Source organism: Microbacterium flavescens, assembly GCF_018588945.1.
GTDB lineage: Bacteria > Actinomycetota > Actinomycetes > Actinomycetales > Microbacteriaceae > Microbacterium > Microbacterium flavescens.
On the sequence record NZ_JAFIWA010000005.1, the window covers coordinates 233,430 to 259,686 of the forward strand.

28 protein-coding genes are annotated in these 26,257 nt (G+C 71.6%); 12 read left to right on the plus strand and 16 right to left on the minus strand.

The annotated features are described in order from the left end of the window. Nucleotides 1-24 precede the first annotated feature (24 nt). The 3 genes from JX005_RS11665 to JX005_RS11675 are packed head-to-tail and all read right to left on the minus strand — an operon-like array spanning nucleotide 25 to nucleotide 2,476. The gene (locus JX005_RS11665) at nucleotides 25-582 is read right to left on the minus strand and encodes a hypothetical protein (RefSeq protein ID WP_214467706.1); all 558 of its coding nucleotides are present in this window, start codon (nucleotides 580-582) and stop codon (nucleotides 25-27) included. Continuing rightward, nucleotides 579-1,403, minus strand: a complete 825-nt coding sequence (locus JX005_RS11670; protein WP_372447340.1) for an LssY C-terminal domain-containing protein — start codon at nucleotides 1,401-1,403, stop codon at nucleotides 579-581. The genes JX005_RS11665 and JX005_RS11670 overlap by 4 nt, the downstream gene beginning before the upstream one ends. Next, nucleotides 1,400-2,476 carry an enoyl-CoA hydratase/isomerase family protein gene (locus JX005_RS11675; protein ID WP_214467708.1) on the minus strand — a complete coding sequence of 359 codons (1,077 nt, stop codon included), beginning with the start codon at nucleotides 2,474-2,476 and terminating at the stop codon, nucleotides 1,400-1,402. Before JX005_RS11675 ends, JX005_RS11670 begins: the two co-directional genes overlap by 4 nt. A gap of 121 nt (nucleotides 2,477-2,597) precedes the next feature. Here JX005_RS11675 and JX005_RS16400 point away from each other — a divergent pair, with 121 nt between their 5' ends. Beyond that, on the plus strand, nucleotides 2,598-4,274 hold the full coding sequence (locus JX005_RS16400) for an ABC transporter ATP-binding protein (RefSeq protein ID WP_214467709.1): 1,677 nt from the start codon (nucleotides 2,598-2,600) through the stop codon (nucleotides 4,272-4,274). Beyond that, nucleotides 4,271-5,089 carry an ABC-2 transporter permease gene (locus JX005_RS11685; RefSeq protein ID WP_214467710.1) on the plus strand — a complete coding sequence of 273 codons (819 nt, stop codon included), beginning with the start codon at nucleotides 4,271-4,273 and terminating at the stop codon, nucleotides 5,087-5,089. The genes JX005_RS16400 and JX005_RS11685 overlap by 4 nt, the downstream gene beginning before the upstream one ends. Nucleotides 5,090-5,105: 16 nt before the next feature. Here the strand turns inward: JX005_RS11685 and JX005_RS11690 are convergent, their stop codons facing one another. Beyond that, on the minus strand, nucleotides 5,106-5,570 hold the full coding sequence (locus tag JX005_RS11690) for a hypothetical protein (protein WP_214467711.1): 465 nt from the start codon (nucleotides 5,568-5,570) through the stop codon (nucleotides 5,106-5,108). A gap of 103 nt (nucleotides 5,571-5,673) precedes the next feature. Between JX005_RS11690 and cofG the strand changes: the two genes are divergently transcribed. From cofG to cofC, 4 genes are all read left to right on the plus strand, one after another. Next, a complete protein-coding gene (gene cofG, locus JX005_RS11695) occupies nucleotides 5,674-8,097 on the plus strand; it encodes a 7,8-didemethyl-8-hydroxy-5-deazariboflavin synthase CofG (protein WP_307858570.1) in 2,424 nt (807 codons plus the stop codon). Then, the gene (locus JX005_RS11700; protein ID WP_214467712.1) at nucleotides 8,094-9,578 is read left to right on the plus strand and encodes a flavin-containing monooxygenase; all 1,485 of its coding nucleotides are present in this window, start codon (nucleotides 8,094-8,096) and stop codon (nucleotides 9,576-9,578) included. Before cofG ends, JX005_RS11700 begins: the two co-directional genes overlap by 4 nt. Next, nucleotides 9,575-10,585, plus strand: coding sequence for a glucose-6-phosphate dehydrogenase (coenzyme-F420) (gene fgd, locus JX005_RS11705; RefSeq protein WP_214467713.1), 1,011 nt, complete (start codon nucleotides 9,575-9,577; stop codon nucleotides 10,583-10,585). The genes JX005_RS11700 and fgd overlap by 4 nt, the downstream gene beginning before the upstream one ends. Before the next feature lie 65 nt (nucleotides 10,586-10,650). Then, nucleotides 10,651-11,247: a 2-phospho-L-lactate guanylyltransferase gene (cofC, locus tag JX005_RS11710; RefSeq protein WP_307858571.1), complete on the plus strand. Its 597-nt coding sequence runs from the start codon at nucleotides 10,651-10,653 to the stop codon at nucleotides 11,245-11,247. A gap of 29 nt (nucleotides 11,248-11,276) precedes the next feature. Here the strand turns inward: cofC and JX005_RS11715 are convergent, their stop codons facing one another. After that, nucleotides 11,277-11,603 (minus strand): nuclear transport factor 2 family protein, encoded by a 327-nt coding sequence (locus JX005_RS11715; RefSeq protein WP_214467714.1) that lies wholly within the window; start codon nucleotides 11,601-11,603, stop codon nucleotides 11,277-11,279. Nucleotides 11,604-11,668: 65 nt separating this feature from the next. Continuing rightward, a complete protein-coding gene (locus tag JX005_RS11720) occupies nucleotides 11,669-12,298 on the minus strand; it encodes an HAD-IA family hydrolase (protein ID WP_214467715.1) in 630 nt (209 codons plus the stop codon). A 94-nt stretch (nucleotides 12,299-12,392) separates the two neighbouring features. Here JX005_RS11720 and JX005_RS11725 point away from each other — a divergent pair, with 94 nt between their 5' ends. Continuing rightward, nucleotides 12,393-13,079, plus strand: coding sequence for a hypothetical protein (locus JX005_RS11725; RefSeq protein WP_214467716.1), 687 nt, complete (start codon nucleotides 12,393-12,395; stop codon nucleotides 13,077-13,079). Nucleotides 13,080-13,083: 4 nt separating this feature from the next. Beyond that, nucleotides 13,084-13,515, plus strand: a complete 432-nt coding sequence (locus tag JX005_RS11730; RefSeq protein WP_214467717.1) for a cupin domain-containing protein — start codon at nucleotides 13,084-13,086, stop codon at nucleotides 13,513-13,515. Between the two features lie 19 nt (nucleotides 13,516-13,534). Here the strand turns inward: JX005_RS11730 and JX005_RS11735 are convergent, their stop codons facing one another. From JX005_RS11735 to JX005_RS11770, 8 genes are all read right to left on the minus strand, one after another. Then, a complete protein-coding gene (locus JX005_RS11735; RefSeq protein ID WP_214467718.1) occupies nucleotides 13,535-14,953 on the minus strand; it encodes an HNH endonuclease signature motif containing protein in 1,419 nt (472 codons plus the stop codon). 85 nt (nucleotides 14,954-15,038) lie between these two features. Continuing rightward, the gene (locus JX005_RS11740) at nucleotides 15,039-15,782 is read right to left on the minus strand and encodes a sulfite exporter TauE/SafE family protein (protein ID WP_214467719.1); all 744 of its coding nucleotides are present in this window, start codon (nucleotides 15,780-15,782) and stop codon (nucleotides 15,039-15,041) included. 2 nt (nucleotides 15,783-15,784) lie between these two features. Beyond that, nucleotides 15,785-16,768 carry a 2-phospho-L-lactate transferase gene (cofD, locus tag JX005_RS11745; protein ID WP_214467720.1) on the minus strand — a complete coding sequence of 328 codons (984 nt, stop codon included), beginning with the start codon at nucleotides 16,766-16,768 and terminating at the stop codon, nucleotides 15,785-15,787. 7 nt (nucleotides 16,769-16,775) lie between these two features. After that, nucleotides 16,776-17,615: a uroporphyrinogen-III synthase gene (locus tag JX005_RS11750; protein WP_214467721.1), complete on the minus strand. Its 840-nt coding sequence runs from the start codon at nucleotides 17,613-17,615 to the stop codon at nucleotides 16,776-16,778. A gap of 175 nt (nucleotides 17,616-17,790) precedes the next feature. Beyond that, entirely contained in the window at nucleotides 17,791-18,069 is a 279-nt protein-coding gene (locus JX005_RS11755; protein WP_214467722.1) for a hypothetical protein, read from the minus strand. Beyond that, nucleotides 18,059-18,460: a phage holin family protein gene (locus JX005_RS11760; RefSeq protein ID WP_214467723.1), complete on the minus strand. Its 402-nt coding sequence runs from the start codon at nucleotides 18,458-18,460 to the stop codon at nucleotides 18,059-18,061. The genes JX005_RS11755 and JX005_RS11760 overlap by 11 nt, the downstream gene beginning before the upstream one ends. A 1-nt stretch (nucleotide 18,461) precedes the next feature. Then, on the minus strand, nucleotides 18,462-18,863 hold the full coding sequence (locus tag JX005_RS11765) for a hypothetical protein (RefSeq protein WP_214467724.1): 402 nt from the start codon (nucleotides 18,861-18,863) through the stop codon (nucleotides 18,462-18,464). Between the two features lie 99 nt (nucleotides 18,864-18,962). After that, nucleotides 18,963-20,447 (minus strand): protoporphyrinogen/coproporphyrinogen oxidase, encoded by a 1,485-nt coding sequence (locus tag JX005_RS11770; RefSeq protein ID WP_214467725.1) that lies wholly within the window; start codon nucleotides 20,445-20,447, stop codon nucleotides 18,963-18,965. Nucleotides 20,448-20,521: 74 nt separating this feature from the next. Here JX005_RS11770 and JX005_RS11775 point away from each other — a divergent pair, with 74 nt between their 5' ends. The 4 genes from JX005_RS11775 (at nucleotide 20,522) to JX005_RS11790 (ending at nucleotide 23,662) form a co-directional block, all read left to right on the plus strand. Further along, complete coding sequence (locus tag JX005_RS11775) at nucleotides 20,522-21,103, plus strand: HhH-GPD-type base excision DNA repair protein (protein WP_214467726.1); 582 nt, start codon at nucleotides 20,522-20,524, stop codon at nucleotides 21,101-21,103. Further along, entirely contained in the window at nucleotides 21,103-21,525 is a 423-nt protein-coding gene (locus tag JX005_RS11780; protein ID WP_214467727.1) for a DUF1801 domain-containing protein, read from the plus strand. The genes JX005_RS11775 and JX005_RS11780 overlap by 1 nt, the downstream gene beginning before the upstream one ends. Before the next feature lie 118 nt (nucleotides 21,526-21,643). Further along, complete coding sequence (locus JX005_RS11785) at nucleotides 21,644-22,111, plus strand: NfeD C-terminal domain-containing protein (RefSeq protein WP_214467728.1); 468 nt, start codon at nucleotides 21,644-21,646, stop codon at nucleotides 22,109-22,111. 42 nt (nucleotides 22,112-22,153) lie between these two features. Further along, nucleotides 22,154-23,662 carry a flotillin family protein gene (locus JX005_RS11790; RefSeq protein WP_246533875.1) on the plus strand — a complete coding sequence of 503 codons (1,509 nt, stop codon included), beginning with the start codon at nucleotides 22,154-22,156 and terminating at the stop codon, nucleotides 23,660-23,662. 86 nt (nucleotides 23,663-23,748) lie between these two features. Here JX005_RS11790 and JX005_RS11795 read toward each other — a convergent pair whose 3' ends face one another. Both JX005_RS11795 and JX005_RS11800 read right to left on the minus strand, forming a co-directional pair. Then, nucleotides 23,749-25,134, minus strand: coding sequence for a glycine--tRNA ligase (locus tag JX005_RS11795; RefSeq protein ID WP_214467729.1), 1,386 nt, complete (start codon nucleotides 25,132-25,134; stop codon nucleotides 23,749-23,751). Between the two features lie 66 nt (nucleotides 25,135-25,200). Continuing rightward, a complete protein-coding gene (locus JX005_RS11800; protein ID WP_214467730.1) occupies nucleotides 25,201-26,244 on the minus strand; it encodes a hypothetical protein in 1,044 nt (347 codons plus the stop codon). Nucleotides 26,245-26,257 lie beyond the last annotated feature (13 nt).

Sequence of the window (26,257 nt, forward strand, 5' to 3'; positions counted from 1 at the left end):
AAACCACGCCCGGGCACGCGGGACTCAGGGCCGCTCCTTGCGCCGCGCGTACGCAGCGGCGCTGCGGCTCGACAGCGCGAGCAGCAGCAGGATGTCGATCGCGAGTGACACGAAGCTGCCCTCCACGGTGATCTCCTGGCCCTGCACCCACCACGCGCCGAACACCGTGCTGATCGACAGCACCGAGATGCACATCACGATCACGCGCGCCCAGTTCTGCCCGAGGAAGACGAACACGGCGAGCAGCAGATCGATCAGAAGCACGGCCGCTCCGACGCTGAGCACGACCCACAGCGCCGCGTGCCATCCTTCCGGCGTCGGCTCGAAGCCTTCCAGGACAGCACCGGTGTCGGACCGCAGCGCGTCCCACCCCGCCGCGATGCTCGCCAGGACGACGCCGCCGGCGATGACCCGGAGCAGCACGAGGGCCGCCCCGGCCGTGACCGAAGCGGGCCGGCGCATGTGCGGGTCGCGCGCGATCGGCTTCAGGAGCCTCGCCGGCGGCTCGTAGGCCGGACGCTTGGCCGGGACGATCGGCGTCGCCGCCGCCGGCGCCGAAGCGGGCTGCTCGCGGTCGGTCATGCGCTCACCTCCGCCAGAGCGCGGACGTCGACGATCGGCAGGTCGCCGTCGGTGCGGATGGTGTCGCCGCCGCCGTTGCGCGCGTGGTAGCCCGAGGCGAAGTCGGCGATCACGTCCACGACGATCGCGGGCTCGACCGCAGCGAGGGAGGAGACGATGTGGTCGCGCTCGATGTCGGTCTCCGCGTCGATGCGATGGGTGACCTGCAGCGTGAACAGCGAGAGCCCGACACTGGTGTCGAACGTTCCGGCGGCGAGCCAGTCGACCCGGCGCCCGCCCGGCAGCAGCCAGCCTTCCGGACACCGCCAGAACCGCACGTGATGGCGCTGGGCGGGGTTGCCGTCGACCTCCTGCTGGTAGGCGAAGTCCTGCTGCCGGCCGAACAGGAACAGCGGGCTCACCGGCGCCTGGTGGTAGCTGCGGCGCTGCACGGTCGACGTGACGATGCGCCAGGAGGAGGCGAGCGTGACGGGATCGGCCTTCGTCCAGCCCGCTGCCTGCAGCGCCCGCTCGATCTGCCCCCCCTCGCCCAGGAACGCGAGGTTCACCGGATCGCCGAGCAGGCCGTCACTCGTCCGCGTGCGCCCGATGAAGTAGTCGGGCACGTAGATCGTCGTGAGGATGCGGTGCAGCCTCGGCAGCACGAGATACGCCAGCAGCACCCAGAACGCGATGAAGAACGCGATGCCCCACCAGCCCACCTTGAAGGTCTCGGTGAAGCTCAGGTACGCCAGCCAGATCGCGGCGAGTCCCGCGAACACGAAGAAGAACCAGTCGATCGCGATCCCGATCGAGTAGCTCCGCTTCCTGGTCATGGTCAGTTCCCGGCGGGGCTTCCCCACAGCGGCACCTCGGGCCGGTGAGCCAGAGCGGATGCCGCGACGTCCGGCGGCAGGTCGGCGATGGTCGCGGGCCGCCACTTCGGAGATCTGTCCTTGTCGATCACCTGCGCCCGGATGCCCTCGGGCAGGTCGGGCTGGCTCGTCGCGAACCACATCACGAGGCCGTACTCCTGCTCGAGGGCGTCGCGCAGCCCCGGCTGCTCGCGCGACCGGCGGACGGACGCGAGGGTCACGGCGAGTCCGGTCGGCGAGAGTTCGCCGAGCAGATCGGCGGTGGCGGATGCCTCGGCCTCAGGCCGCGCCCGGAGGCGCTGCACGATGTCGGCCACGGTCTCGCCGGCGAACGCGTCGTCGATCCACTCGCGTGCGCGCTCGAGCTTCGACGGCGGCGGGGTCTCATCGAAGAGCAGCACGAGCTCGGTGGGGCTGGACGGATCGGCGCGGGTCTCGAGCGCGTCGCGCAGTCCGTCGAGGCTGGCGGACGGCACATAGTGGTCCGCGAAACCGGCGTAGAGCGCGTCCGAGGCATCCATCACCGCTCCCGTAAGTCCGAAGTACTCTCCGAGGCGACCGGGCGCGTGGGCCAGCAGCCACGTGCCGCCCACGTCGGGCGTGAACCCGATGCGCGTCTCGGGCATCGCCAGCTGCGACCGCTCGGTCACGATGCGGATCGCCGCGTGGCCGGCGACGCCGATCCCGCCGCCCATCGTGATGCCGTCGGCGAGGGCGACGAAGGTCTTGGGATATTCGGCGATCCGCGCGTTGAGCGCGTACTCGTCGCGGAAGAACAGCGCGGAGTCCTCCGGGCGTCCGCTCGTGACCCGCTCGGCGAGGCCCCGCACATCGCCCCCCGCGCACAGCCCCCGCTCCCCGGCGCCGTCGAGGAGGACCACATCGACCTCGCTGTCGTGCTCCCACGCGTCGAGCGCGGCGTGCAGCTGATGGATCATGTCGAGATCCAGGGCGTTGATCGCGCGCGGACGGTTGAGGGTGAGCCGTCCCAGCCCGCCACGGGCGCGGACGAGGACGGTGGGCTCGGCGGGGTTGGTCACGGTCGCAACGTTACCGGGACGGCCGCCGACGGGCGGGTGCCGAAGCGACGCCGTCTGTACGTGGGAGGGCAGTTTCCGCCAGGATGGGCTGGAGTGCTCCCGACGACGAGAGGGTTTCGGCATGCCCGAAGGACAAGTGCTGGAATTCTCCGGCGTGACGAAGCGCTTCGGCGCCGTCACCGCAGTCTCGGACTTCTCCGCACGCGTCGAACCCGGTCTGGTCACCGGCTTCCTCGGCCCCAACGGCGCCGGCAAGACGACCTCCCTGCGCATGCTGCTCGGCCTCGTGCGCCCCACCGCCGGTCAGGCCACGATCGGCGGCGCGCGCTACGCGAAGCTGACGAACCCGCTGCAGACCGTGGGCGCTGTGCTCGAGGCATCCAGCTTCCATCCCGGCCGAACCGGCGCCAATCACCTGACCGTGTACGCGCACGCGGCGCAGATCTCCAAGGCGCGCGTCGACGAGGTGCTCGGCCTCGTCGGGCTCGCGGACGCCGCGGGCCGCAAGGTCGGCGGGTACTCCCTCGGCATGAGGCAGCGCCTCGGCCTGGCCTACGCGCTTCTCGGCGATCCGGGCGTGCTCGTGCTCGACGAGCCGACCAACGGCCTCGACCCCGAGGGCATCAAGTGGATCCGCGGGTTCCTCCGGCAGCTCGCCCGCGAAGGACGCACCGTGCTCGTCTCATCACACCTCCTGACCGAGGTGCAGCAGACCGTCGACGCGCTGCTGATCATCTCGCAGGGCCGACTGGTGTTCCAGGGCGGCATGGACGAACTCGTCGACCCCTCAGAGCAGGCCACCGTCGTCGACTCCGACGATCGTGCGGCCCTGGCGGAGGCGCTGCGAACTGCGGGAGTTCCGTTCGAGGTGCTGCGGTCGGGTCTCACCGTGCGCGGCATCGAGCCCGCCCAGGTCGGTCTGGCGGCGGCTGCCGGCGGAGTTCCGCTCTCGACGCTTCACAAGCGCGGTCCGGCGCTGGAGGAGGTCTTCCTCGACCTCGTCAGCGGCACGCGCGTGCACGCGAGCGCGTCGGGCATTAGGGACGACGTGATCCCCGCCATCGAATCGGCCCCCGTCGCGGTCGTTCCCGCGCAGGAGACGGCTCCGGATGCCTCGGCCGACGCTGAAGCCGCGGTCGAGGCTGAGCCGGTCGAGGTCGCGCCGGTCGAGGTCGAGCCGGTCGAGGCCGAGCCGGCGCCCGAGCCGGAACCGGCGCCCGAGCCGGAACAGGCATCGACCGCAGAGCCCGAGCCCGAGTCCGTACCCGAGCCCGAGTCCGTACCCGAGCCTGCCCCCCACTCCGAGCCCGCGGTGCGGACAGCGTCCTTCAGCGTCGCGAGCACGGGAGTCATCGACATCGTGCCCGCTGACGAGTCCGCGGCGGAACCGGAGACCGGCGAGGACGAGGGCGCGCCGGAAGACGAACTCGGCGACGAGCCGCCGTTCGTCGCCGAGGACGACGACCGCTCGTGGGAGGACTACGTCAGGACCGAGGCCGACGTCGAGGCCGACCGTTTCTTCGCCGCCTTCGACGCCGAGGCCGCCGCACGCGAGGCCGCGGAGCGCGAGTCGGCGGAGTCGCGCGAGTCCGGGGAGCCGCCCGAGTCCGCGGAGTCGCCCGCACCCGAACCGGAACCACAGCCAGAATCCGAGCCGGAACGCGAGCCCGAACCCGAACGCGAGCCCGAACCCGAACCCGAACTCCAGCCAGAACCCGAACCCGAACCCGAGCCCGAGCCCGAGCCCGAGCCCCCGCCCGCGGAACCCACCGATCACGAAGGGGGTGAGCAGCGATGAGCCTCGCCGCAGCAACCCGCTCCGAGACCACCAAACAGTTCTCCACCGCGATGTGGTGGGTGCTCGCCCTCGTGCTCGCCGGCTACGTCGGCCTCACCGCCGCCGCGCTCGGCTTCGTCTTCTCCGCGGCAGCGACCGGGGCGCTTCCCGGTGACGCGCCCCGGCTTCCCGAGGAGGGCCTCGCCGGTCTGCTGTACAGCACCGCGACATCGGTCGGCTACGTGTTCCCCCTCCTCATCGGCACGCTCATGGTCACGGCCGAGTTCCGCCACAAGACCCTCACCCCCACTTTCCTCGCCACGCCCCGCCGCGGCCGAGTGGTGTGGGCCAAGCTCTTCGTGGGCGTGCTGCTGGGCGTGCTCTACGGTGCGATCGGCATCGTCGCGTCGGTCGGACCGTCGGTCGGATTCCTCGCGGGCTACGGTCTCGACACCGCGCTGACGTCGGTCGACACGTGGGCGCAGTTCGGCAGGATGCTGCTCGCCTACGTCCTGTGGGTGCTCGTGGGCATCGGGGTCGGCGCCCTCGTGCGCAACCAGGTCGGCGCGATCGTCGGCGTGCTCGTCTTCACCCAGTTCGTCGAGCCGATCGCGCGGGTCGCGGCATCCTTCGTCGAGCAGATCGGCGACGCGACCCGGTACCTGCCGGGCGCGGCCAGCGACGCGCTGGTCGGCGCGAGCGTCTTCACGATGAGCATGCCGGGCGGCTCCGCGGAGGTCCTCGAGTGGTGGGTCGGCGGACTCGTCCTCGCCGGCTATGCCGCGGTCTTCCTCGTGCTCGGCTACCTCGTCAGCTGGCGTCGCGACGTCAGCTGACCCGGGGGGACCCGGCTCAGACCGCGGGGGCGGTCGTCGGCGACTTGCGAGCGCGCGGCTTGCGCGCGGGAGCGGTCGGAGTCGAGCCGGTCTCGGCCGCGATGTCGACGACGTCGCTCGCCTCCGCGGCGAGTTCGACGCGGAGCGCCTGCACGAGCTCGAGTCCGTGCCGGGTGGTCAGGATGATGCGCTGGAACTCGGGGTGCCCCTCGAGGTCGATCACGACGCTCGGGCGGTGGCGGCGGATGATCGCGAAATCGTCGGCGCCGGCGGACTTCCAGGTGCCCATGGCGACGATGCCGCGCAGGTGAGTGCCGGGACTCGGGACGCCTCGGAGCCAGGTCCACGCGTCTTCGGTGAGCTGGACCTTGGTGATCGTCGAGCGCTCGATCACGACATTCCCCTTGTGGAATGCCATGGCGCGCTCGGCCCCGGACAGCACGATCTGGAGCTGCGTCGAGTCGAGCAGCAAGGTCACCATGCCCCTAGTCTGCCAGCGGCCACCCCCATGAACGGAGTCATTTGCTTACAGGAGGGCAACGATCGACTGCGCCGGGCGGCGCGTGCGGTGCGAGACTGGACCGGTGACCTCCGTGGCATCCTCCCTCGTCTCGCCGCCGGAGACCGCGCGCGCGCTCGACCGGGCGGCCGCCGGCGAGCGCCTCGAGGTCGATGACGCGGCTGCACTGCTGGCCGCGACAGGGCCGGAGCTCGACCGTCTGCTGGAGCTCGCGGGAGCGATGCGCGACGCGGGGCTCGAGGCATCCGGTCGTCCTCGCGTCATCACGTACTCGCGCAAGGTGTTCGTACCGCTCACCACGCTGTGCCGCGACCGCTGCCACTACTGCGTGTTCGTCGACACCCCGGGTCAGCTCCTCAAGAAGCACAAGCCGGCGTTCATGTCGCCCGAGCAGGTGCTCGCCGTGGTGCGGCAGGGTCAGGCGATGGGCTGCAAAGAGGTGCTGCTGACCCTCGGCGACCGGCCGGAGGACCGCTGGCCGGAGGCCCGCGCGTGGCTCGATGACCACGGGTTCGCCTCGACGCTCGACTACGTCGGGCACATCGCCCGGCTCGTCACCGCCGAGACGGGGCTGCTCGCACACCTCAATCCGGGCGTCATGAGCGCGGAAGAGCTGCGGATGCTGCGCCCCACGGCCCCCTCGATGGGGATGATGCTCGAGACGACCTCGCGGCGCCTGTTCGAGGAGCCGGGGCAGGTGCACTTCGGCTCCCCCGACAAGGACCCCGCGCTGCGCCTGTCGGTCATCGACGGCGCCGGGCGTGAACGGGTGCCCTTCACGACGGGAATCCTCGTGGGGATCGGCGAGACCCTGCGCGACCGGGCCGAGTCGCTCATCGAGATCCGCGAGGCGCATGAACGGCATCAGGTCGACGGACAGGGGCACGTGCAGGAGGTCATCGTCCAGAACTTCCGAGCGAAGCCGCGCACTGCGATGCAGGGCGCGCCCGATGCCGAGCTTCTCGAGTACGTCGCCGCTGTCTCGGTCGCCCGGCTCGTGATGGGTCCGCGGATGCGGATCCAGGTTCCCCCGAACCTGTCCGATCCGGCCGAGTTCGACCTGCTCGTCCGCGCGGGCGCCGACGACTGGGGCGGTGTGTCACCGCTCACAGCCGACCATGTGAACCCCGAGCGTCCGTGGCCGCACCTCGACGACCTCGCGCTGCGCACCGCCGAACTCGGGTTCGAGCTGCGCGAGCGGCTGACCGCTCAGCCTGAATTCGTGCTCGACGCCGTGACCTGGATCGACCCCGCACTGCGACCCGCCGTCGAGCGGTTGGCCGACCCCGCGACCGGGCTGGCGAAGGACTCCTCGGACGGCGACGCGTTTCGTCTCGGTCGCTCCGCTCCCTCGCTCAACGACCCGGTGGAGGCGATGATCCGCCCACTCAACGACCGGGTGAACGCGAACGCGAACCGGGCCGGCGTCCGTCGCCTCGCCGAGGCCGCGGCATCCGATCCCCTCGCTCTCGACGACGCGGAGTGGGCCGCCCTCCTCGAAGCGACCGGCAGCGACCTCGACGCTCTGACCGAAACGGCCGACGATGTGCGCCGGTACACCGTGGGCGAGGCGGTGACCCTGGTCGTCAACCGCAACCTCACCTCGTCCGGGCTGCGGCCGGCGCCGACCGACGACCCCACGACCTTCACGCTCGACGACGTCGGCGCCATCGCGGCCGACGCGTGGGACCTCGGTGCCACCGAGCTGTGTGTGCAGGGGCTCCTCCCCGGCGACATCGATCCGCAGGCCTACCTCGACATCGTCCGGGCTGCGAAGGACGCGGCCCCCGGCCTCCACCTCCACGCGTACCGGCCGCAGGACGTGCGCGACCTCGCCGACCGCGGCGCGCTCGGCCTCGACGGCGCGCTCGCGGCGCTGCGCGAGGCGGGGGTCGACACCGTCCCGGGCACCGGCGTCAAGGTGCTGAGCGAACGCGTGCGGGCGCTCGTCGCACCCGACGACCTCGAGATCGACCGCTGGACCGAGGGCATCACCGCGGCCCAACGCGCCGGATTCCGCTCGACGAGCGTGATCTTCTACGGCCACGTCGAGTCCGCCGCCGAGCGCATCGCGCACCTTCGCCGGCTGCGGGCGATACAGGACGAGACGCGCGGGTTCACCGAGTTCGTGCCCATCCCGCTGCCCGGACCGGCTGGCGGCGTGCCGCTGGTCGCCGGCCGCGAGCCGCTCGACGAGCACCGCGCGATGGTCGCGGTGTCGCGCCTGCTCCTCTCGGGCAGCATCCCCCACGTGCAGATCCCGTGGACGCGCGTGGGGCGCGAGGCATCCGCTGTCCTCCTCCAGTCGGGCGGAGACGACCTCGGCGGTACCCTGCTCGACGGCCGGGTGAAGCCCGAGGCCGGCATCGAGCACGGCCTCGAACTGCCGGTGGCGGATGCCTCGGCCATCGCCGCGCGCCTGTTCCGGCCCTTCCGCCTGCGCACCACGGACTACCGCGAGCCCCGTCCAAAGGAGTCGGATCGATGAGTGCGTCGGACACCCGGGTCGAGGTCGTGATCGTCGGGGCCGGCTTCGCGGGCCTCGGCATGGCGATCGCCCTGCGCCGCGCCGGCCGCGAGGACTTCGTCGTGCTCGAGCGGGCCGCGTCGCTCGGAGGCACCTGGCGCGACAACACCTACCCGGGCGTCGCGTGCGATGTGCCGTCGCACCTGTACGGGTTCGCCACCCACCCGAATCCGAACTGGTCGGGCACCTACGCGCGCGGCGCCGAGATCCACTCCTACCTCGAGGACGTCGCCGCGTCCGAGGGTCTCGGCGACCGGCTGCGGCTCCACACCGCGATGCGTTCGGCCGACTGGGATGCCGAGCACGAGGTGTGGCGCATCCATACCTCGGCCGGCACCTTCGTCGCCGACGCCCTCGTACTCGCCTGCGGCCGGCTGACCGAGCCGTCGATCCCCCGCATCCCCGGCCTCGAGCACTTCCCGGGGCCCCTCTTCCACTCGGCCCGCTGGGACCACGACGCCGACCTCGCCGGCGCACGCATCGCCGTCGTCGGCACCGGGGCGAGCGCGGTGCAGATCGTGCCCGAACTCGCACGCACGGCAGGGCACGTCACGCTGTTCCAGCGCACGCCGGCGTGGATCGTGCCGCGCGGCGGCGACTCCTACTCCGACGACGACCACGCGCGGTTCGTGGCGGATCCCACGTCCCTCGAGGCGCTGCGCGCGGATCTCTACGCCGAAGGCGAGGCGCGCTTCGCGTCGCGGTCGGGTGACTCCGCTGCGGCGGCGGCCGCCGAGGCTGTCGCGCGCGCACATCTCGAACGGCAGATCGCCGACCCGGCGCTGCGCGCCGCCCTCACGCCCGACTACGCCTTCGGCTGCAAGCGCGTGCTGCTGTCGGACGACTTCTACCCCGCGGTCGCCTCCGACGCCGTGACCCTCGTGCCGACGAGCCTCGCCGCGGTGACCGGATCGACGCTCATCGCCGCAGACGGCTCACGTCACGACGTCGATGCGCTCGTCCTCGCCACCGGGTTCGCCTCGACCCGGCAGCCCTACGCAGACCTGGTGCGCGGCGAGAACGCGCGGTCTCTCGCCGAGCACTGGTCCGGGGGGATGACGTCCTTCGCCTCCACCGTCGTGGCGGGCTTCCCCAACATGTTCGTGCTCAACGGTCCGAACGCCTCGCTCGGCCACTCCTCGTCGGTGCTGATGATCGAGGAGCAGGCGGCCTACGTCGCCCGCGTTCTCGACGATCGCGCGGGCCGCGTGCTGCGCGTCGACCCGCACGCGGAACAGCTGTACACCGACGAGATCGCCCAGGCGGCGGCATCCACTCGCTGGATGACCGGCGGCTGCCGCAACTGGTACGTCGACGAACGCTCCGGCCGGCTGACGCTGCTGTGGCCGGGCACCGTGGACGCGTTCCGCGCCCGGCTCTCCCGGGCCGACGGATCCGAATTCCTGGCGCTCCCGGCGCCCCTCGAAAGGAGACCCGCATGATCCCCCTGCGCTTCGGCTACAAGGCCTCGGCCGAGCAGTTCGGACCCACGGAGCTGCTCGACTACGCGGTGCTCGCCGAGGAGGTCGGGTTCGACTCGGTCTTCATCTCCGACCACCTGCAGCCCTGGCTGCACGAGGGGGGTCACGCCCCGGCATCCGTCCCCTGGCTCGGCGCTCTCGGCGCCCGCACCTCGAAGGTGCTGATCGGCACCTCGGTGCTCACACCGACGTTCCGCTACAACCCGACGGTCGTCGCGCAGGACTTCGCGACCCTCGGGGTCATGTATCCCGGGCGCGTGATCCTCGGCGTCGGCACCGGCGAGGCGCTCAACGAAGCAAACCTCGGCATCCAGTGGCCCGACCCGCCCGAGCGGTTCCAGCGGCTCAAGGAGGCGATCGGCCTCATCCGCCGGCTGTGGTCGGAGGACCGTGTCACGTTCGACGGCACGTACTACCACGCCAAGAACATCACGATCTACGACAAGCTCCCAGAGCCGGTGCCGATCTACATCGGCGCCGCCGGACCGGCGGCGACGCGCCTCGCCGGGCGGATCGCCGACGGCTTCATCACGACGTCGGGCAAGAAGCGCGAGCTCTACACCGAGACGCTCCTGCCCGCGCTCGAAGAGGGCCTGTCGAGGGCCGGCCGCGAGCCCGGTGCGATCGACACGCTCATGGAGATCAAGGTCTCGCTCGACACGACGCTCGACGCCGCCCGGGAGAAGACGCGGTTCTGGGCGCCGCTGGCCCTCACGCCCGACGAGAAGATGGGCATCGACGACCCGATCGAGATGCAGCGTCTCGGCGAGGAGCTGCCGATCGAGCGCGCGGCGTCGCGGTTCATCGTGTCGGACGACCCCGACGAGCACGTCGAGAAGATCGGCTGGTACATCGACCTCGGGTTCCGTCACCTGGTGTTCCACGATCCCGGTCACGACCAGGCGGCGTTCCTGCGCCGATACGGCGAGGAGATCCTCCCGCGCCTGCGCGCGAAGTACGGCGCGTGACGCCGCTCTTCCGACGGCGCCGCGCCGGGGAAGCACCCAACCCTGAACCGCGGTGGATCGTCGTCGTGCCCGTCAAGAGGTCCGCGCAGGGGAAGTCGCGGCTGCAGGTCGAGGGGGTCGACCGCGCCGAGCTCGCGCGGGCGATCGCGCTCGACACCATCGAAGCGGCCGCGCGCTGCGAGGTCGTGCTGCAGGTCGTGGTCGTCTCGGACGACCCCGCGCTCGCCCGGGAGTCCGCGACGATCCCGGCGCTGCGGATCGTCCCCGAGGAAGACCCCCGCGGACTCGACGCCGCGATCGCGAGCGGCATCGAGGCGGTCGATCCGAGCGGACGGATGCCGCGCGCAGCCCTTCTCGGCGACCTCCCCGCCCTCCGACCCGTCGACCTCGCCGGCGCGCTGCGGGCCGCGGCATCCGTCGACCGTGCTGTGGTCGCCGACGCCGAAGGCACCGGGTCCACCCTCGTGACGGCGATGCCGGGAGTGGCGTGGGCGTCGTCGTTCGGCGAGGGCTCGTTCGCGCGGCACACCGCCGCGGGCTGTGCGGCGGTGGAGATTCCGGATGCCTCGTCCCTCCGCCGCGACGTCGACACCGCCGCCCAGCTCGAGGCCGCCGTCCGCCTCGGCGTTGGCCCGCGGACCGCGGCGCTGCTCGGCGCCTGATCACGGGCGGCCGGCGGGCCGCGCCGCGGTCAGTCGGGCAGGATGACGACGCGTTCGATGGCGTCGCCGCGCAGCGTGAAGCGAAACGGGCTCGTGCCGTTGAACCCGTTGCCGGTCACTTTCAGATGCACCAGGTAGGTGTCAGGCCCCTCCTCGGCGATGTCGACCAGCTCGAAGCGCGACCGCTTGCCGATGTTGTCGGTGCGGTCCCACTCGCGGATGGCGTCGTGACCGCGTGCCACGCGGCCCCAATCGTCGAGCGAGCCATCCTCCGCGAACGCTGCGACGAACGCGTCGGAGTCTCCGGCGTTCGTGGCGTCGATGAAGGCGGAGATGGGGGAGGGGACGTGAGCCATGCTCCGATCCTCGTCGGTCGCCCGTGCCCCGTCCACACCCCTGTGCAGCGCAGACCGGGGTGGGACTACGCGGCGAATCGGAGGATCTCGGCCGCTGCATCCGCCAGCGCGGGAAAGTGCCGATGAGCCCCGCTCACCGGGGTGGCGCTGTTGACACTCCAGACCGTCATCCCCGCGGCCAGGCCGGCAGCGACTCCCGACCTCGAGTCCTCGACGACGAGGCACCGACCGGGGTGGACGTCCAGCTCAGCGGCTGCGGCGAGGTAGGGCTGAGGGTGGGGCTTGCCGAGCACCGTGGACTCCGCGTCGACGATGACGCGCGGAGTCGGCAGCTGCAGACGGAGGAACCGGCCCTCGACTCGACGGCGGAGGTTCGCCGTCACCAGGGCCCACCGGTCGGGGTCGAGCTTTCGCAGCAGACCGGCTGCCCCGGCGAACGCCTCGTAGTCACCCTCGACGACATCCTGGTCCTCGAGCCGCTGGAACTCGGCGAGCGCCTCATCACGCGCCCGTAGCGGGAGGAACCGAGCGACAGTCTCCGCGGGACGGGTTCGCAGGGCGAGCGCGTAGACCTCGTCGCCGTCCAGCCCGAACCGGTCCGCCCAGCTGCCCCAGATGCGCCGCTGGTTCGCAACCGCGTCCACGAGCGTGCCGTCGACGTCGAAGAGCACTACGGTTCCGTCCGGCCTAGGCATCTCGCGCAACCCTAGCCGGTTACCCGCGCTAGGGAGCGCGAAGCTCGGGGTGCGACGCTGGCGCCGCCGGCCGAGGTCGTGATGCAATCAGCGCATGGGGCGGAGCCGTCTGACATTCATCGACCGATCACGACCCTGGCGCGCGACTCTCGCCGGCCTCGGCGGACTGTGGGCACTGGCGATCCTGCCGTTCCCGGCGACGGAGTTCGGAGTGCCTCTGTGGGCCTGGGTCTTCCGCCACCGCGCCTACTTCTGGGCGCGCGAGTCGGTGCACGATCCGTACATCGTCTTCGGGGCGCTCGCGGCCCTGTCCTTTCTGGCGATCGGACTCGCGCTGCTCCCGGACCTGCGGCGTGCGGGATGGGGCGGCGCGCTCATGGCGTGGCTGGTCATCGCGGGGGCGCCGGTCACTGCGCTCAGCTACCTCAACACGCCCACCGAGTCGCCTCTGCACGTGCTCTGGGGCACGGAGGCGTTCGTCCTCATCGCGGTCGGCCTTGCCGGCATTCTCGCGGCCGTCACGGCCGGATCGCGCTGGCGTCTGTGGGTGCGGATCGTGCTGGGACTGACCCTGCCGCTGCTCGTCGCGGGAACCCTCGCCACGGGATACTGGCCGCACGGTCCGCTCGCGCTGCTCGGAGTCGAGGCCATCGCGATCATCCTCGCCGCGCCGCGGGCTGCGGACTCGGCGGCGGCCACGGCCCACCTGCGCACATTTCCGCCATCCCGGGACGAGAATCTGCCACTCCCGTCGTCCGGCCCCGCTCCCCCACTAGCCTGACGACGTGAGCGACTACGACGTGCTGGAGATCGGCGGCCTCGACCAGTGGCGCGACCACTACGGCGGGTTCCGCCCCGAGAGCTCACGCGACGGACGGCGCGTCGTCGACCACGAGCTGACGATGCAGTTCATCGGCATGACCGCCAACGCACTCGAGCCCGGCGAAGAGGCGGGCTATTGGCACCGGCACGCTCGCGTCGAGGAGCTGTACGTGTTCCTCGGCGGGCGGGGGCAGATGGGACTCGACGCTGACGTCGTCGATGTCGGCCCGGGCTCCGCGGTCCGCGTCGGCCAGGGCGTGTGGCGCACCTGGCGCGCCCTGCCGGACAGCCCCGAGCAGCTGCGATGGCTCTGCATCCGCGCCGGCGGCTATGAGCTGCCGCACTTCCCGGACGACAGCGAACGCGCCGAGGATCGCCCCGCCCCGTGGCGATGATCCGAACCGACCGGACGCCCTAGGTCGGGGCGACGAACCGCACGCCCGGCGACGGACGGTCGATGTAGCTCCGGCCCCCAGGGCTCGTCCACTCGAGCACACCACCGGCGTGCTGCTCGACCCGCCACGGGGTGTGGTGCTTCAGCGTGTGATGTCGCCGGCACAGGTGCGCGAGGTTCGTGTGCGCGGTCGGGCCGCCGTGCTGGTGGTCGACCGTGTGGTCGATGTCGGAACGCCACACAGGCATGCGGCAGCCGGGGAACCGGCAATGCTCGTCACGTGCCCGGAGGTGGCGCCGCTGGGCCTCGGTGGGGAATCTTCGATCGACGGCGAGGACGTCGCCTGAGACCGGATCGGTGAGCACGCGATCCCACAGTGTCGCCGCGCCGAGCAGCCGCCGCGCCGACTCGGGGTCGATCGGCCCTCGCCCGGTGAGCACGGGTGCCGGACCCTCATCGCCCACGAGCGTCTGGAACGGGACGGTGATCTGGACGATCGCCTGCAGCGCATCGATCCCCTCGCCGCCCGAGCGGTCGATCGACGCGAGCGTCGGGTGCCCGGTGAGCGCGAGGTCGCACAGAGCATCGGCCCGGAGCTGGTCCATCGTGCGGACACCCTCCGGCACGGCGACGTCGCCATCGCCGTCGGCGCTGTCAACCCAAGCATCCCCGCCCTCGCCGTGCGCAGCATCCTTCACCGACCGCGCCATGCGCGTGAGCCGGTCATGGATGCCGTGCGCCAGCACCGACGGAAGCAGCGCCCACAACTCGGACATGCTGTCGCCGACGTCGCGGACGGCGACGCGCCGTGCGGTCCGCGCTTCGGCATGACGGTCCGCGATCGAGGTGGGAACCGTCTCCTCGGCGATCGACGCCGCGACCACACGCAGGCGGCCCGTCGTGAGGCCGGCGGCCCGCTCGAGCACCGCGGCCTCGAAGGTCGCTCGATCGTCGGCCGCCGGCACGCGAACTCCCGCGTCGACAATCACGCGGGCGTGCGGCAGGGACAGGCGGCCCGCCTCGAGCGCTGCCATGGTCTGCGGAAAGCGGTCTCGCATCACGAGCGCGTCGTCCATGCGCTGCTCGACCGTGCGATCGGACAGGCCGACGGCGCAAGCGAGCTCGGCCGCAATGTCGCGCACCGACAGCGGGGCGTCGTCGCGCGTCGCGCCGTCTTCGAGAGCGAGGTCCATCGCTTCGGCGAGGAGCCGCGCCTGCACGCCCTGCCAGCGCGCGATCTGCTCGGCCGCGTTCTCCCACGCGTAGAGCAGCTCCTCACGGCGCGACGCCGCGGCGTCCCACCTGTGCCGCGTCACGCGCGGCGCGGAGTCCACCTCGGTCGGGCCTTCGTAGGGCTCTTCCCACGTCTCGGCGACCAGCATCCGCTCGCGCCAGAGCAGGTCTTCGATCTCGGGATCGAGAGCCGGCGGCGGGTTCATGGCTCGATTCTCGCAGGACCCTCCGACATTCGATTCGATTCCACAGCCTCATCCACATGTGCATAACCGAACATTCAAACGAACGTCACGAGACGAGCAGGTAGCCCGCCCCCACGATCGTGAAGACGATCACCAGCCTCTCGAACAGTCGCTGGTCCAGCCGGTCGGCGATCCACCGGCCGGCGAGCGCCGCCGCGACGACGACCGGCACGAGCACGGCGTCGAGAAGCAGCCCCGGCCCGGTGATGATCCCCAGCCCGATCGAGAACGGCACCTTGAAGATGTTGACGATCGCGAACAGCCACGCCGCCGTCCCGAGGAACTCCTTCACGGGGAAGCGCGCCGCCAGGAAGTACATCGACATGACCGGACCCGCGGCGTTGGCGACCATCGTCGTGAACCCGCCGAGCGTGCCGTAGGTCGCCGCCGCCACCCGGTGCGCGCCCGTCGACTCGACACCGGACGCGAAGCGGCGCCGCAGCAGGGTGATCACGATGACGGCCACCAGGATCACGCCGATCGTGCGCTTCACCCAGACGTCGTCGGCGAACCACAGGAACACTACGCCCACGAGCACACCGGCCACCACGGCGGGCGCGAGGCGCAGCAGCTCGCGCCAGTTGGCATGCCGGCGGTACATCGCGACGGCGAAGAGGTCGGCCACGATCAGGAGCAGCAGCAGCGTCCCCGTCGACTGCTTCGCGGGAAGCACCGCGGCGAAGATGGCGACCGCGACGGTGCCCGCGCCGGGCACGGCGGTCTTCGAGAGGCCGACGACCGCCGCCGCCACGGCGAGCAGCACCCAGGCCCACCAGGCGAGTTCGGGCACCCCTAGACCCCGGCTGCGCCGAGCGCGGCCTCGGCGAGGGCGGCCGACCGCGCGGCATCCGTCATCCACAGCGGAGCGACGAGCGAGCGGATGCCGCGACCCGCGACCTCGGCGGCGAGGGCGTCGTCCTCTTCGGCGATCAGCCAGGCGTCGAGCAGCCCGTCGCCGGCGCGCGCTCCGTAGTGCGCCGCGACCGCAGCGGCCGAGGTCTCCACTCCGATCGCGGTGAGGCACACATCCGCCATGCCCCGCACGACCTTGCCGCCGATGATCGGCGAGACGCCCACGACGGCGGCGGGCGTGGAGCGCAGCGCGTCGCGCACGCCGGGCACAGCCAGGATCGGGCCGATCGACACGACCGGGTTCGAGGGCGCGAGCAGCACGACGTCGGCCTCGGCGATCGCCTCGGTCACGCCTGGGGCCGGCCGGGCGCGCTCGATGCCCGGGTTGTCGAAACCGGCGGGCGCCAGGGTCGCTCGGTGGCGCGTCCACCACTCCTGGAAGTGCAGTCGCGTGCCGTCCTCGAGGACGACGATCGTGTCGACCTCGACGTCGGTCATGGGGACCAGGCGCACTCCCAGGGGCCAGCGGCGCGACATCCGCTCGATCACCTGAGTCGGGGTGAGCCCCTCGCGCAGCCATCCCGTGCGAGCGAGGTGCGTGCCGAGGTCGAGGTCGCCGAGCGTGAACCACGGCCAGCCCGCGCCCCACTCCTGGAGCTCGTGGTTGACTCTCTCGCTGTCGCCGCTGCGGCCCCAGCCGCGCTCGGTGTCGTTGACGCCGGCGAGGGCGTAGGTGATCGAATCGACGTCGGGCTGCAGTCGCACGCCCGACAGCCACAGGTCGTCTCCGGTGTTGACCACGACCGTCAGGGCGGCGGCCGTGTCGTGGATGCCCCGCGCCCGCAGCGCAGCGCGCACGCCGAGCACGAAGCGGGAGCCGCCGACGCCGCCGGCGAGCACGACGATGCGGGGCGGGCCGGTCACCGGCGGATCAGCCCCGGTCGGACCGCAGCTGCGGGATCACGCCGGTGCGGGGCGCGAACTCGTCCTCGGCATGCGGGAGCGAGAAGCGGGCGACGGCGTCGATCAGGGCGTCGACGGTCTGCGCGTCGGCGACGACGTCGACGTTGAGTCCGGCCCGGCGGGCGTCCTTCGCCGTGCGGGGTCCGATCGCCGCGATGAGGGTGGTCGGCGGAACGTCGGGGAACTGCAGGTGCACCTGCTCCGCCACCGAGCCGCTCGTCACGAGGATCGCGTTGATGCGGCCGGAGCGGACGTCCTCGGCGATGCGGTCGGTGACGGGAACGCCCACCGTGCGGTACGCGACGACGCTGCGCACGCGATGCCCGGCGTCGGACAGCATGCGCGTCAGCACGGGTTTGGCGATCTCGCTGCGCAGCGTGAGGATGTCGCGAGGCTTCGGCTCGAGGGCGATGAGCTGCTCGGCCATGCCGGCCGCGGAGTTGTCCTCGTCGGGCACCAGGTCGACGCGGTAGCCCACGGCGAGGAGGGCGGCGGCGGTGGTCTCGCCGACCGCGGCGATCCTGGTCGTCGGCGGCACGACCGCGCGGTACGCGTAGAGCACGTCGACCGTCGTGGCACTCGTGACCGTCAGCCACTCGAAGGCTCCGGCGGCGAGGTCGGCGAGCGACTGCTCGAGCGTGGCCTGGTCGTTGGTCGGAGCGAAGTTGATGAGGGGCGCGATCACCGGAGTGGCGCCCTGGCGGCGCAGCGTGGCGGCGACTCCGTCGCCCCACGGGCCGCCTCGGGGCACGAGGACACGCCAGCCCGCGAGGGGCTTGGCGGGTACGTGCTGCGGGGCTGTGTTCATGGGGTCGACTCTCGTGGCGCTCGGTCGGCCGCCCCAGACGTTCGAGCAGCCGAATGCGCGAACGAATCGGGTTCGCGCGCTCGGCAGCATTCGCACCATTGCACTGCCTCACCCCGAGCATACCCCCACGTCTACGGGGTGTGTCCGGTCGGCGAGTCCGACGGGCGGCGACCCGTCAGCGGCTGTAGGAGCGGACGAAGGCCCACACGGCTGCACCCACCGCGGCCGCGGCGACGACCACGGCGCCGAGCGCGAGGCCCGGACTGCGGCGCTTGAAGTCCCGCGCCTTCTCGATCGAGTCGTCGATCTTCACGGAGAGCCGCCGGGGCACGTTCGCCTTGACCTCGATCGCGGCGAGCGTCGCCTTGAGCTCGGCGCGCGCTCGCTCGACCGGGTCGGTGATGCCCAGCGGCACGGCGGTGCGGGGCAGCGGCACGGGCGCGTCAGAGCTCATCGCGCACCTCCTTGACGTCCTGGGCGATGGATTGGACCGGATTCTTGCTCTTGCCGATCTTCCGGAACCGGAGCACGCCCAGCAGGGCGAGCAGCACGGCGACGATGACCATGCCGAAGAACACGACGAGGGCCGAGAGCCACACCGGCCACCACGAGGAGAGGCCGGCGATGAGGTAGGTGCCGAACACCGGCACCGACCAGAACAGCACGAACAGCGCCGCGAACATCCACAGCGCGCCCCATCCGCCGTCCTTCGCGGTGCGGGCGGCCCACTTCTTCGCCGACTCGATCTCGGCGACGACGAGGTTGCGGATCAGCTCCGGAATCTCGCCGATCAGCGTCAGCAGACTGTCGTCGGCGCGGTCCTTGAATCCACGCGGCGAAGTCACGTCACGCTCCGCCGCGGCCGTTGGCGGGCGTGTCGTCGGTGGCTTCGTCGATCAGATCTTCGACCGCATCCTTCGCGGCCTTGGCCGACGTCTTGGCTGCGGTCCCCACGTCGTCGGCGTTGTCCTTGCTCACCTTGAGCGCCGCGTCGAGCCTCTGCCCGGCGGTGCCCTTGGTCGAGGCTGCCTTGCCGACCTTGACGGCGGAGTCCCACAGCGTGCTCGGGAGCGCCATCGCGCTCGACTTTGCGAAGTCCTTCACCTTGCCCACCTGCTCCTGGACGGGGTCGAGATTCCAGACCTTCAGCCATTGCGTCTTGATCTGCTCGTAGCGCTCGCGACCTGCTCGGCTGCCGAGCACGTACCCGACGGCCAGTCCGACGACGAGTCCTGCTTTGCCCCTCATGGGGTCTCCTCACGCTCGGTGGTGCGCTGATGACCCTCTCAGGGTAGCCCTGTATTCCGATTCCGGCATCCACCCTTGACAAGTGGGCCGACGGCGGACTCACGCCGCCGGCGGCGACTCCCAGAGCACCGTTCGGCGCAGTCGCTCGGCCTCCGACTGCGCATCAGCGACGACCCGCGACAGCCCGCTTCCGGCGAACCAGGACCCGACGGCGGCGAGGCCCCGCGTGCCCGCGATGGCGGTGCGCACGGAGCCGGTCGCGTCGTCGTGCCCGATCGCCGAAGCCGGCGGGGCGAGCGTGAAGCGGGCCCGATGCACTCCGCGCACCGCCGCGGCCTCGAGCTGCACGCCGAGGAGAGCGGATGCCTCGTCCCGCGCGAGCGCGGCGACCTCGGCCTCGTCGAGGCCGGCGTGGGGCGGATCGTCGATCGAGCCGTCGAACGCCACGCTGAGCACGTGCCGGCCCGGTCCCGCTGCGCGCGAAAGCCAGTCCCACCGCGCGGTCTGGTGCACGAGTCCGGAGGCGCGGCGTGTGCCCGGCACCGCGTAGACCTCGGCCCCGCGCGGCGCCGAGTCGAGGTCCGGCGCGTCGACCACGAGCGTCACGATCTCGCGCAGGCGCGCGGCATCCGTCATCGAATCGTCGAGTGAAGCGCCGACGTGCGCCGCCAGCAGGCGCGCGGCGTCCTGCTGTCCGGTCGCCACGAACAGCACGTCCGCGGGCGCGACCACGACCTGTTCGCCGCCCGCTGACTCTGCCGTCACGCTCCAGCGCCCGTCGGCGCCGCGCTCCACACCCGACACGCGCGCGTCGACGACGAGTTCGGCGCCGAGTGTGACGAGCCGGTCGACGAGGGCGTCGACGAGCCGCGGCATCCCGCCTTCCAGGCTCTTGATCCCGGGGCCGGTCGCACGGTCGACGAGCAGGTCGGCCACCGCTCCCCCGAGCGAGCCGGTGCGGGTGAGCGCCGAGCTCAGCCCCGGAGCGGCGGCGGCGACGTCGACGTGCGACGGCGCGAGGCCGAACCGCCCGACGCTCAGCGGCGCGACCATCCGATCGACGACCGCGTCGCCCATGCGGGTGCGCACCAGGCGATCGAGGTTGCGCTCCTTGCCGATGGTGAGCGGGGGACGCAGGCGATCGAGGTACGCGCGCCACGCGCCGCTCAGGCCGATGAACGGCCGCACGTCCTGGGCCCACGGGTTTGCGGGGATGCCGAGCACCGAGTCCGCCGGCACCGGAGCGGCCGCCGCACCGGAGCGACCGAGCCCGGCGATCCACGTCGCGGACGCGCTCGGCGAGACGGCGCGCGGCGCGAGGTCGAGCTCGGCGACGAGGGCGTCGACGTCGCCGTCGGCGGTAGACCAGCACGACGCCCCGACGTCGACGCGCAGGCCGCCGACCTCGGCTTCGGCGATCGTGCCGCCCGGGCGGCCCGCCGCTTCGAGCACGGTGACCGGCATCCCGACCTTCGCGCACTCCAGCGCGGCGACCAGTCCGGCGATGCCGGCGCCGACCACGAGAACCCTCGTCTCGTGCGCGTGGGTGACCAGGGCGTCGAAGGGCTCGGGCGTCGCGGACATGACCTCCATCCTCCCACCCGAACGCGCCATGGCCCGGGTCGCCTGCCGCGCGTGCGAGTGCGAGACTGGCGGGCATGAGCCTCCACATCACCGGCGATGAGACCGCCGACCGCCTGCTCACCGACGACCCGCTCGCGCTGCTCATCGGCATGCTGCTGGATCAGCAGGTGGCGATGGAGACGGCGTTCGCGGGTCCGCTGAAGATCGCGGAGCGTGCCGGAACGCTGGATGCCGCGGCCATCGCCACGTTCGACCCGGACGCGTTCGCCGAGCTCTTCAAGGCCACGCCCGCCGTGCACCGGTTCCCGGGATCGATGGCCGTCCGGGTGCAGGCGCTGTGCGCCGCGATCCAGGACGACTGGGCCGGCGACGCCGCGGCGATCTGGCGCGACGGCGACCCCGACGGCGCCACGGTGCTCAAGCGGCTGAAGGCGCTGCCCGGCTTCGGCGAGCAGAAGGCCAAGATCTTCCTCGCGCTGCTGGGCAAGCAGTACGGCTTCGACGGCGCGGGCTGGCGCGAGGCATCCGCTCCCTACGGCGAGGAGGGGAGCTTCCGCAGCGTCGCGGACATCGTCTCGACGGACTCCCTCGCGAAGGTGCGCGAGCACAAGCGCGCGATGAAGGCCGCGGCGAAGTCCGGGGGCGGAGGGGTCTGATGAAGAAGACGGGTGAGAGCGTCGCCGCGTTCATCGCGGGGGTTACACCGGCGAAGAGGCAGCGGGATGCCGCGACCGTGGTGGCGCTGATGCGAGAGGTCACCGGGCGCGAGCCCGAGATGTGGGGCACGATCGTCGGGTTCGGCGCGTGCCACTACCGCTACCCCACCGGCACCGAGGGCGATGTGCCGATCGCGGCCTTCTCGCCCCGCCGGCAGGCGACCACGGTCTACCTCCTCGACACCGGGGCGCACGCGGCGGAGCTGGCGAAGCTCGGGGCGCACGAGACCGGCGCCGGCTGCCTCTATCTCAAGGACGTCGAGGCGGTCGACGCCGACGTGCTGCGCGGCATCATCGCCGAGGACTACCGCCGCGTACTCGAGGGCGACACCGGCGAGGCGATCTTCACGGTCACCGACTGACGCGCGCGGGGAGCCGCCCGCGGAGCATCCGCTTATCCACACGCACGGAGTGGACAGCGCCCGCGAACGACCGCGCCGCTAGGGTGGGGGAACCCCGCCCCCTCGCCACGGAGTCGTCATGCTGCCCTTCCTCATCGTCGGAGGCGTCGGCCTCGCCGTCCTGCTGATCTCGCTCATCGTCGGCGACATCTTCGATCACTTCGACATCGGCGACGGCGCCATCTCTGGCACCGCCCTCGGTGTCGCCGCGGTCGTGTTCGGGGCATCCGGAGTACTCACCTTCACGTCGGGGCTCGACACCGTGTGGGCGTACGTGCTGGCCGTGGTGCTCGCGGTGCTCGCCTACCTCGTCGCCGTGTTCTTCATCAAGCGCCTCACCAAGAGCTCGGACGGTGCGCCGCTCTCGGCTGCGGGCCTCTCCGGTGTCTCCCGCTCCGACATCTCGCCTGCAGGCGGCGAAGTGAGCCTCGACGGTCCCGGCGAGTTCGAACGACGCCTGGCGTACTCGGACGAGCCCATCGCCGAGGGTGTGCGCGTGCGCGTCGTCGAGCACTCCGGCACCCGCGTCAAGGTCGTCGCGGAATAGCCCGACCGCACGTCCGCCCCATTCCGCCTCCGGAAGGAAACCATGCTCGACCCGACTCTCATCCAGGTCATCGCCGTCGTCGCCCTGATCATCGCGGTGCTCGGCCTGATCACGTTCATCGCGCGCCGCATCCGGCGCGTGCCTCCGAACGAGGCCCTCGTGATCGTCGGCCGCGGGGCAGGCAAGCCCGCACCCGGCGAATCCGGCATCGGCCAGAGGGTCGTGATCGGCGGACGCACCTTCGTGTGGCCGATCCTGCAGCAGGGCTTCTCCATCTCCCTCGAGCAGCGCCAGATCGGCATCACGGTGGAGGGGGTCGACAAGAACCGCATCAAGATCGCGATCAAGGCGTCCATCAACTTCAAGGTGTCGGGCACCGAAGATGGTGTGCGCCGTGCGGCCCAGCGCTTCCTCTCGCAGCAGGGCGCGCTCACCGAGATCATCAAGGAGTCGCTCGAAGGATCGCTGCGCTCGATCATCGGCGACATGACGATCGAGCAGATCATCTCCGACCGCAAGGGCCTCTCCGACCGGGTCGTCGCCGAGACGAAGACCGACCTCGTCGAGCAGGGCCTGCAGGTCGACCTCCTCAACATCAGCGACATCTCGACGCCGGGCAGCGACTACCTCGCCAACCTCGGTCGCGCCGAGGCTGCCCGCGCCCGCCAGGTCGCCGAGATCAGCGAGGCCGAGGCGTCGCGTGCCAGCGAATTCGCCCGCATCGACGCCGCGGAGCAGATCGCCGAGCGCCAGAAGGCGCTGAGCCTCCGGCAGGCGACGATCAAGGCGCAGACCGACCGGGCCAACGCCGAGGCCGAGGCGTCGGGCCAGCTGGCCAAGGCGGAGCAGGACAAGGCGGTGGCCCTCCTCGAGCGCGACGCGTTGTCGGAGCAGGCGAACGTGACCCAGGAGCGCCTCGACATCGACGTGCGCAAGCCCGCGGAGGCCGAGGCGTACGCCGAGGTGCAGCGCGCGACGGCGCTGCGCGACGCCGCGAACGCCGCAACCGAGGCCGACGCCTTCAAGCGCACCAAGATCGCCGAGGCGAACAAGGTGGCCGCCGTGCAGGACGCCGAAGCCGCCGCCACCGCCGTCCGCTTCTCGGGCGAGGCCGAGCGCGACAAGCAGGTCGCCCTCGCCGCGGGCATCCGGGCCGAGGGTGAGGCGCGCGCCGCCGCCATCCAGGCCGAGGGTCTGGCCGAGGCCGCTTCCACCGACGCGAAGGCGCTCGCCCTCCAGAAGTACGGCGAGGCCGCGCTGGCGCAGGAGATCATCTCGCGGCTGCCCGACATCGTGCGCGCGGCGGCCGAGCCGATCGCGTCGATCGACAAGCTCACGGTCGTCTCGACAGACGGCGCGTCCGAGCTCACCAAGACCGTCGGCAAGGTGCTGGGCGAAGGCACCGAGGTGGTCAAGAACCTCACCGGCCTCGACCTGACGACGCTCATGCAGGCCTTCGCCATCAAGGCGGCGGGAGCCGACCCGCAGGCCGTGCTCGGCGCCGCGACGGCAGTGGTCGACGGCGACAAGTCCCCGGCCGGGGCGAAGTAGCCGGTCGCCCCGCAGACGAGAGAAGCGGATGCCGCGACCGAGGCCGGGTCGCGGCATCCGCTCTTCTGTCTAGGTCTGAGTCCGGGTCAGGCGCCCTGGAGCCGCTCGCCCAGGTGGGCGTGCAGGTTCTCGAGCGGCACGCGCTCCTGGCCCATGGTGTCGCGATCGCGGACCGTGACGGCGCGGTCGTCGAGCGAGTCGAAGTCGACGGTGACGCAGAACGGCGTGCCGATCTCGTCCTGGCGGCGGTAGCGGCGGCCGATGGCTCCGGCGTCGTCGAAGTCGACGTTCCATTCGCCGCGCAGGTCGTCGGCCACCTCGCGCGCGATCGGCGAGAGCTGCTCGTTGCGCGAGAGCGGCAGGATCGCGACCTTGACGGGGGCGAGGCGCGGATCGAGCTTGAGCACCGTGCGGGTGTCGGTGCCGCCCTTCGCGTTCGGCGCCTCCTCCTCGTGGTACGCGTCGACGAGGAATGCCATCATGGCGCGCGTGAGGCCGAACGACGGCTCGATCACGTACGGGATGTACTTCTCGCCGGAGGCCTGGTCGAAGTAGGTCAGGCTCTGGCCCGACGCCTCGGTGTGGTTCGACAGGTCGTAGTCGGTGCGGTTGGCGACGCCCATGAGCTCGCCCCACTCCTTGCCGGCGAAGCCGAAGCGGTACTCGACGTCGATGGTGCCGGCCGAATAGTGGGCGCGGTCCTCTTCGGGCACGTCGAACTGCCGCAGGTTCTCGGGGTCGATGCCGAGATCGATGAACCAGTCCCAGCACGCCTGCACCCAGTGATCGAACCACTGGCCGGCGTCGGCCGGCGGGGTGAAGAACTCGATCTCCATCTGCTCGAACTCGCGCGTGCGGAAGATGAAGTTTCCGGGCGTGATCTCGTTGCGGAACGCCTTGCCGACCTGGCCGATGCCGAACGGCGGCTTCTTGCGCGACGCGGTGAGCACGTTCGAGAAGTTCACGAAGATGCCCTGCGCCGTCTCGGGACGCAGGAAGTGAAGTCCCGACTCGTCGTCCACGACGCCGAGGTAGGTCTTCACGAGGCCCGAGAAGGCCTTGGGCTCGGTGTACTGGCCCTTGGTGCCGCAGTTCGGGCACGGCACGTCGGCGAGGCCGTTCTCGGCCTTGCGGCCCTTGCGTGCCTCGAAGTCCTCGAGGAGGTTGTCGGCGCGGAACCGCTTGTGGCACTGCATGCACTCGACGAGCGGGTCGGTGAACGTCGCGACGTGACCGGATGCCTCCCACACGCGCTTGGGCAGGATGATCGACGAGTCGAGGCCGACCATGTCGCCGCGGCCGCGCACGAACGTCTGCCACCACTGGCGGCGGATGTTCTCCTTGAGCTCGGTGCCGAGGGGACCGTAGTCCCATGCCGACCGGGATCCGCCGTAGATCTCGCCCGCCTGGAAGACGAACCCGCGGTGGCGGGCGAGGGCGATGACTTTGTCGAGGCGGGACTGCTCGGCCACGGTGGCTCCAATGGTCGGGATGGGTTTTCGTGCCTGAGGCGGCGAGGGCCGCGGCATCCGTCGATTCTAGTCGGCGGAGCCGGTCCGCCCGGACGGGCCCGGCTCGTCGCCGGCCGCCCGCTCGAACTCGCGATCCCATTCGCGCAGCTCTTTGCGGCGCCCCATGAGGCCGTCGAGCGACACCTGGAAGTGCAGGCCGCGCCGCGCGTTGACCTGCTTGATGTTCTCGACGAGCTCGACCGAGAAGGCCGACACCGCGCTGCGCACCTCGTCGGTGCGCTCGACCGGGTCGTCCCACAGGTCGGGGTGGATCAGGATGTCGAGCAGGTAGTCGCGGTCGAGCGCGCCGGTGAGCTTGCGCAGTGTCTCGCCGTACTCGACGGCGGCGGTCGCGCGCTGCCCCTCCTCGCCCTTGCGGTCGAGGCGGTCGAAGAGCTCGCTGGTGTGCGCGGCGATCCTGCCGACGTCGGTCGCGACCTCCCCCGCCTGCGGGACGCCGGCCGCGCCCGCCTGCGCGTACTCGGCGGTGAGCACCTGCAGCGTGTGGACGTGGGTGCGCACCGGTTCGGGAAGCGGATGCCGCGCCCCGGCCGAGCCCGTGCGACGGCGTCGTGACCGCATCACGCCGAAGAGCGCGCCGCCCGCCGCGAGCAGCACGGCCGCGCCGACGGCGACCCCGACCAGCGGACCGGCGTCGAAGCTGCCCGACGCGGGGGCGTCGGGCTCGAGCGCGATGACGCCCTGGATCGTCTCGGTGAGCGCGGTGTCGACGTCGGAGGCCGACACCTCGGCCTCGTTCGCGACCCGCATGGCCTCGCCCGGCGCGAGCACGCGGGAGCCGGCCGAGAGGTCGTCGCCGACCGCCACGATGATGGTCGCCGTGCCCGGGTGCGCGGCCGCCAGCTCCGACACGATGTCGGGTCCGGATGCCTCGAGCGCCGCGTTGTCGGAGAACACGGCGACCGCGATCGACTCGTCGCCGATCTGCTGCGCCAGCTGGTCGCGCAGCGCCGCGGCGCCCGTCACCTCGGACGACACGTAGACGTTGTCGGCCGCGAGCGCGTCGACGGCGTCGTCGACGTAGCCCTGGCCGTCCATCGTGCTGCGCACCTCTCGTCTCTGC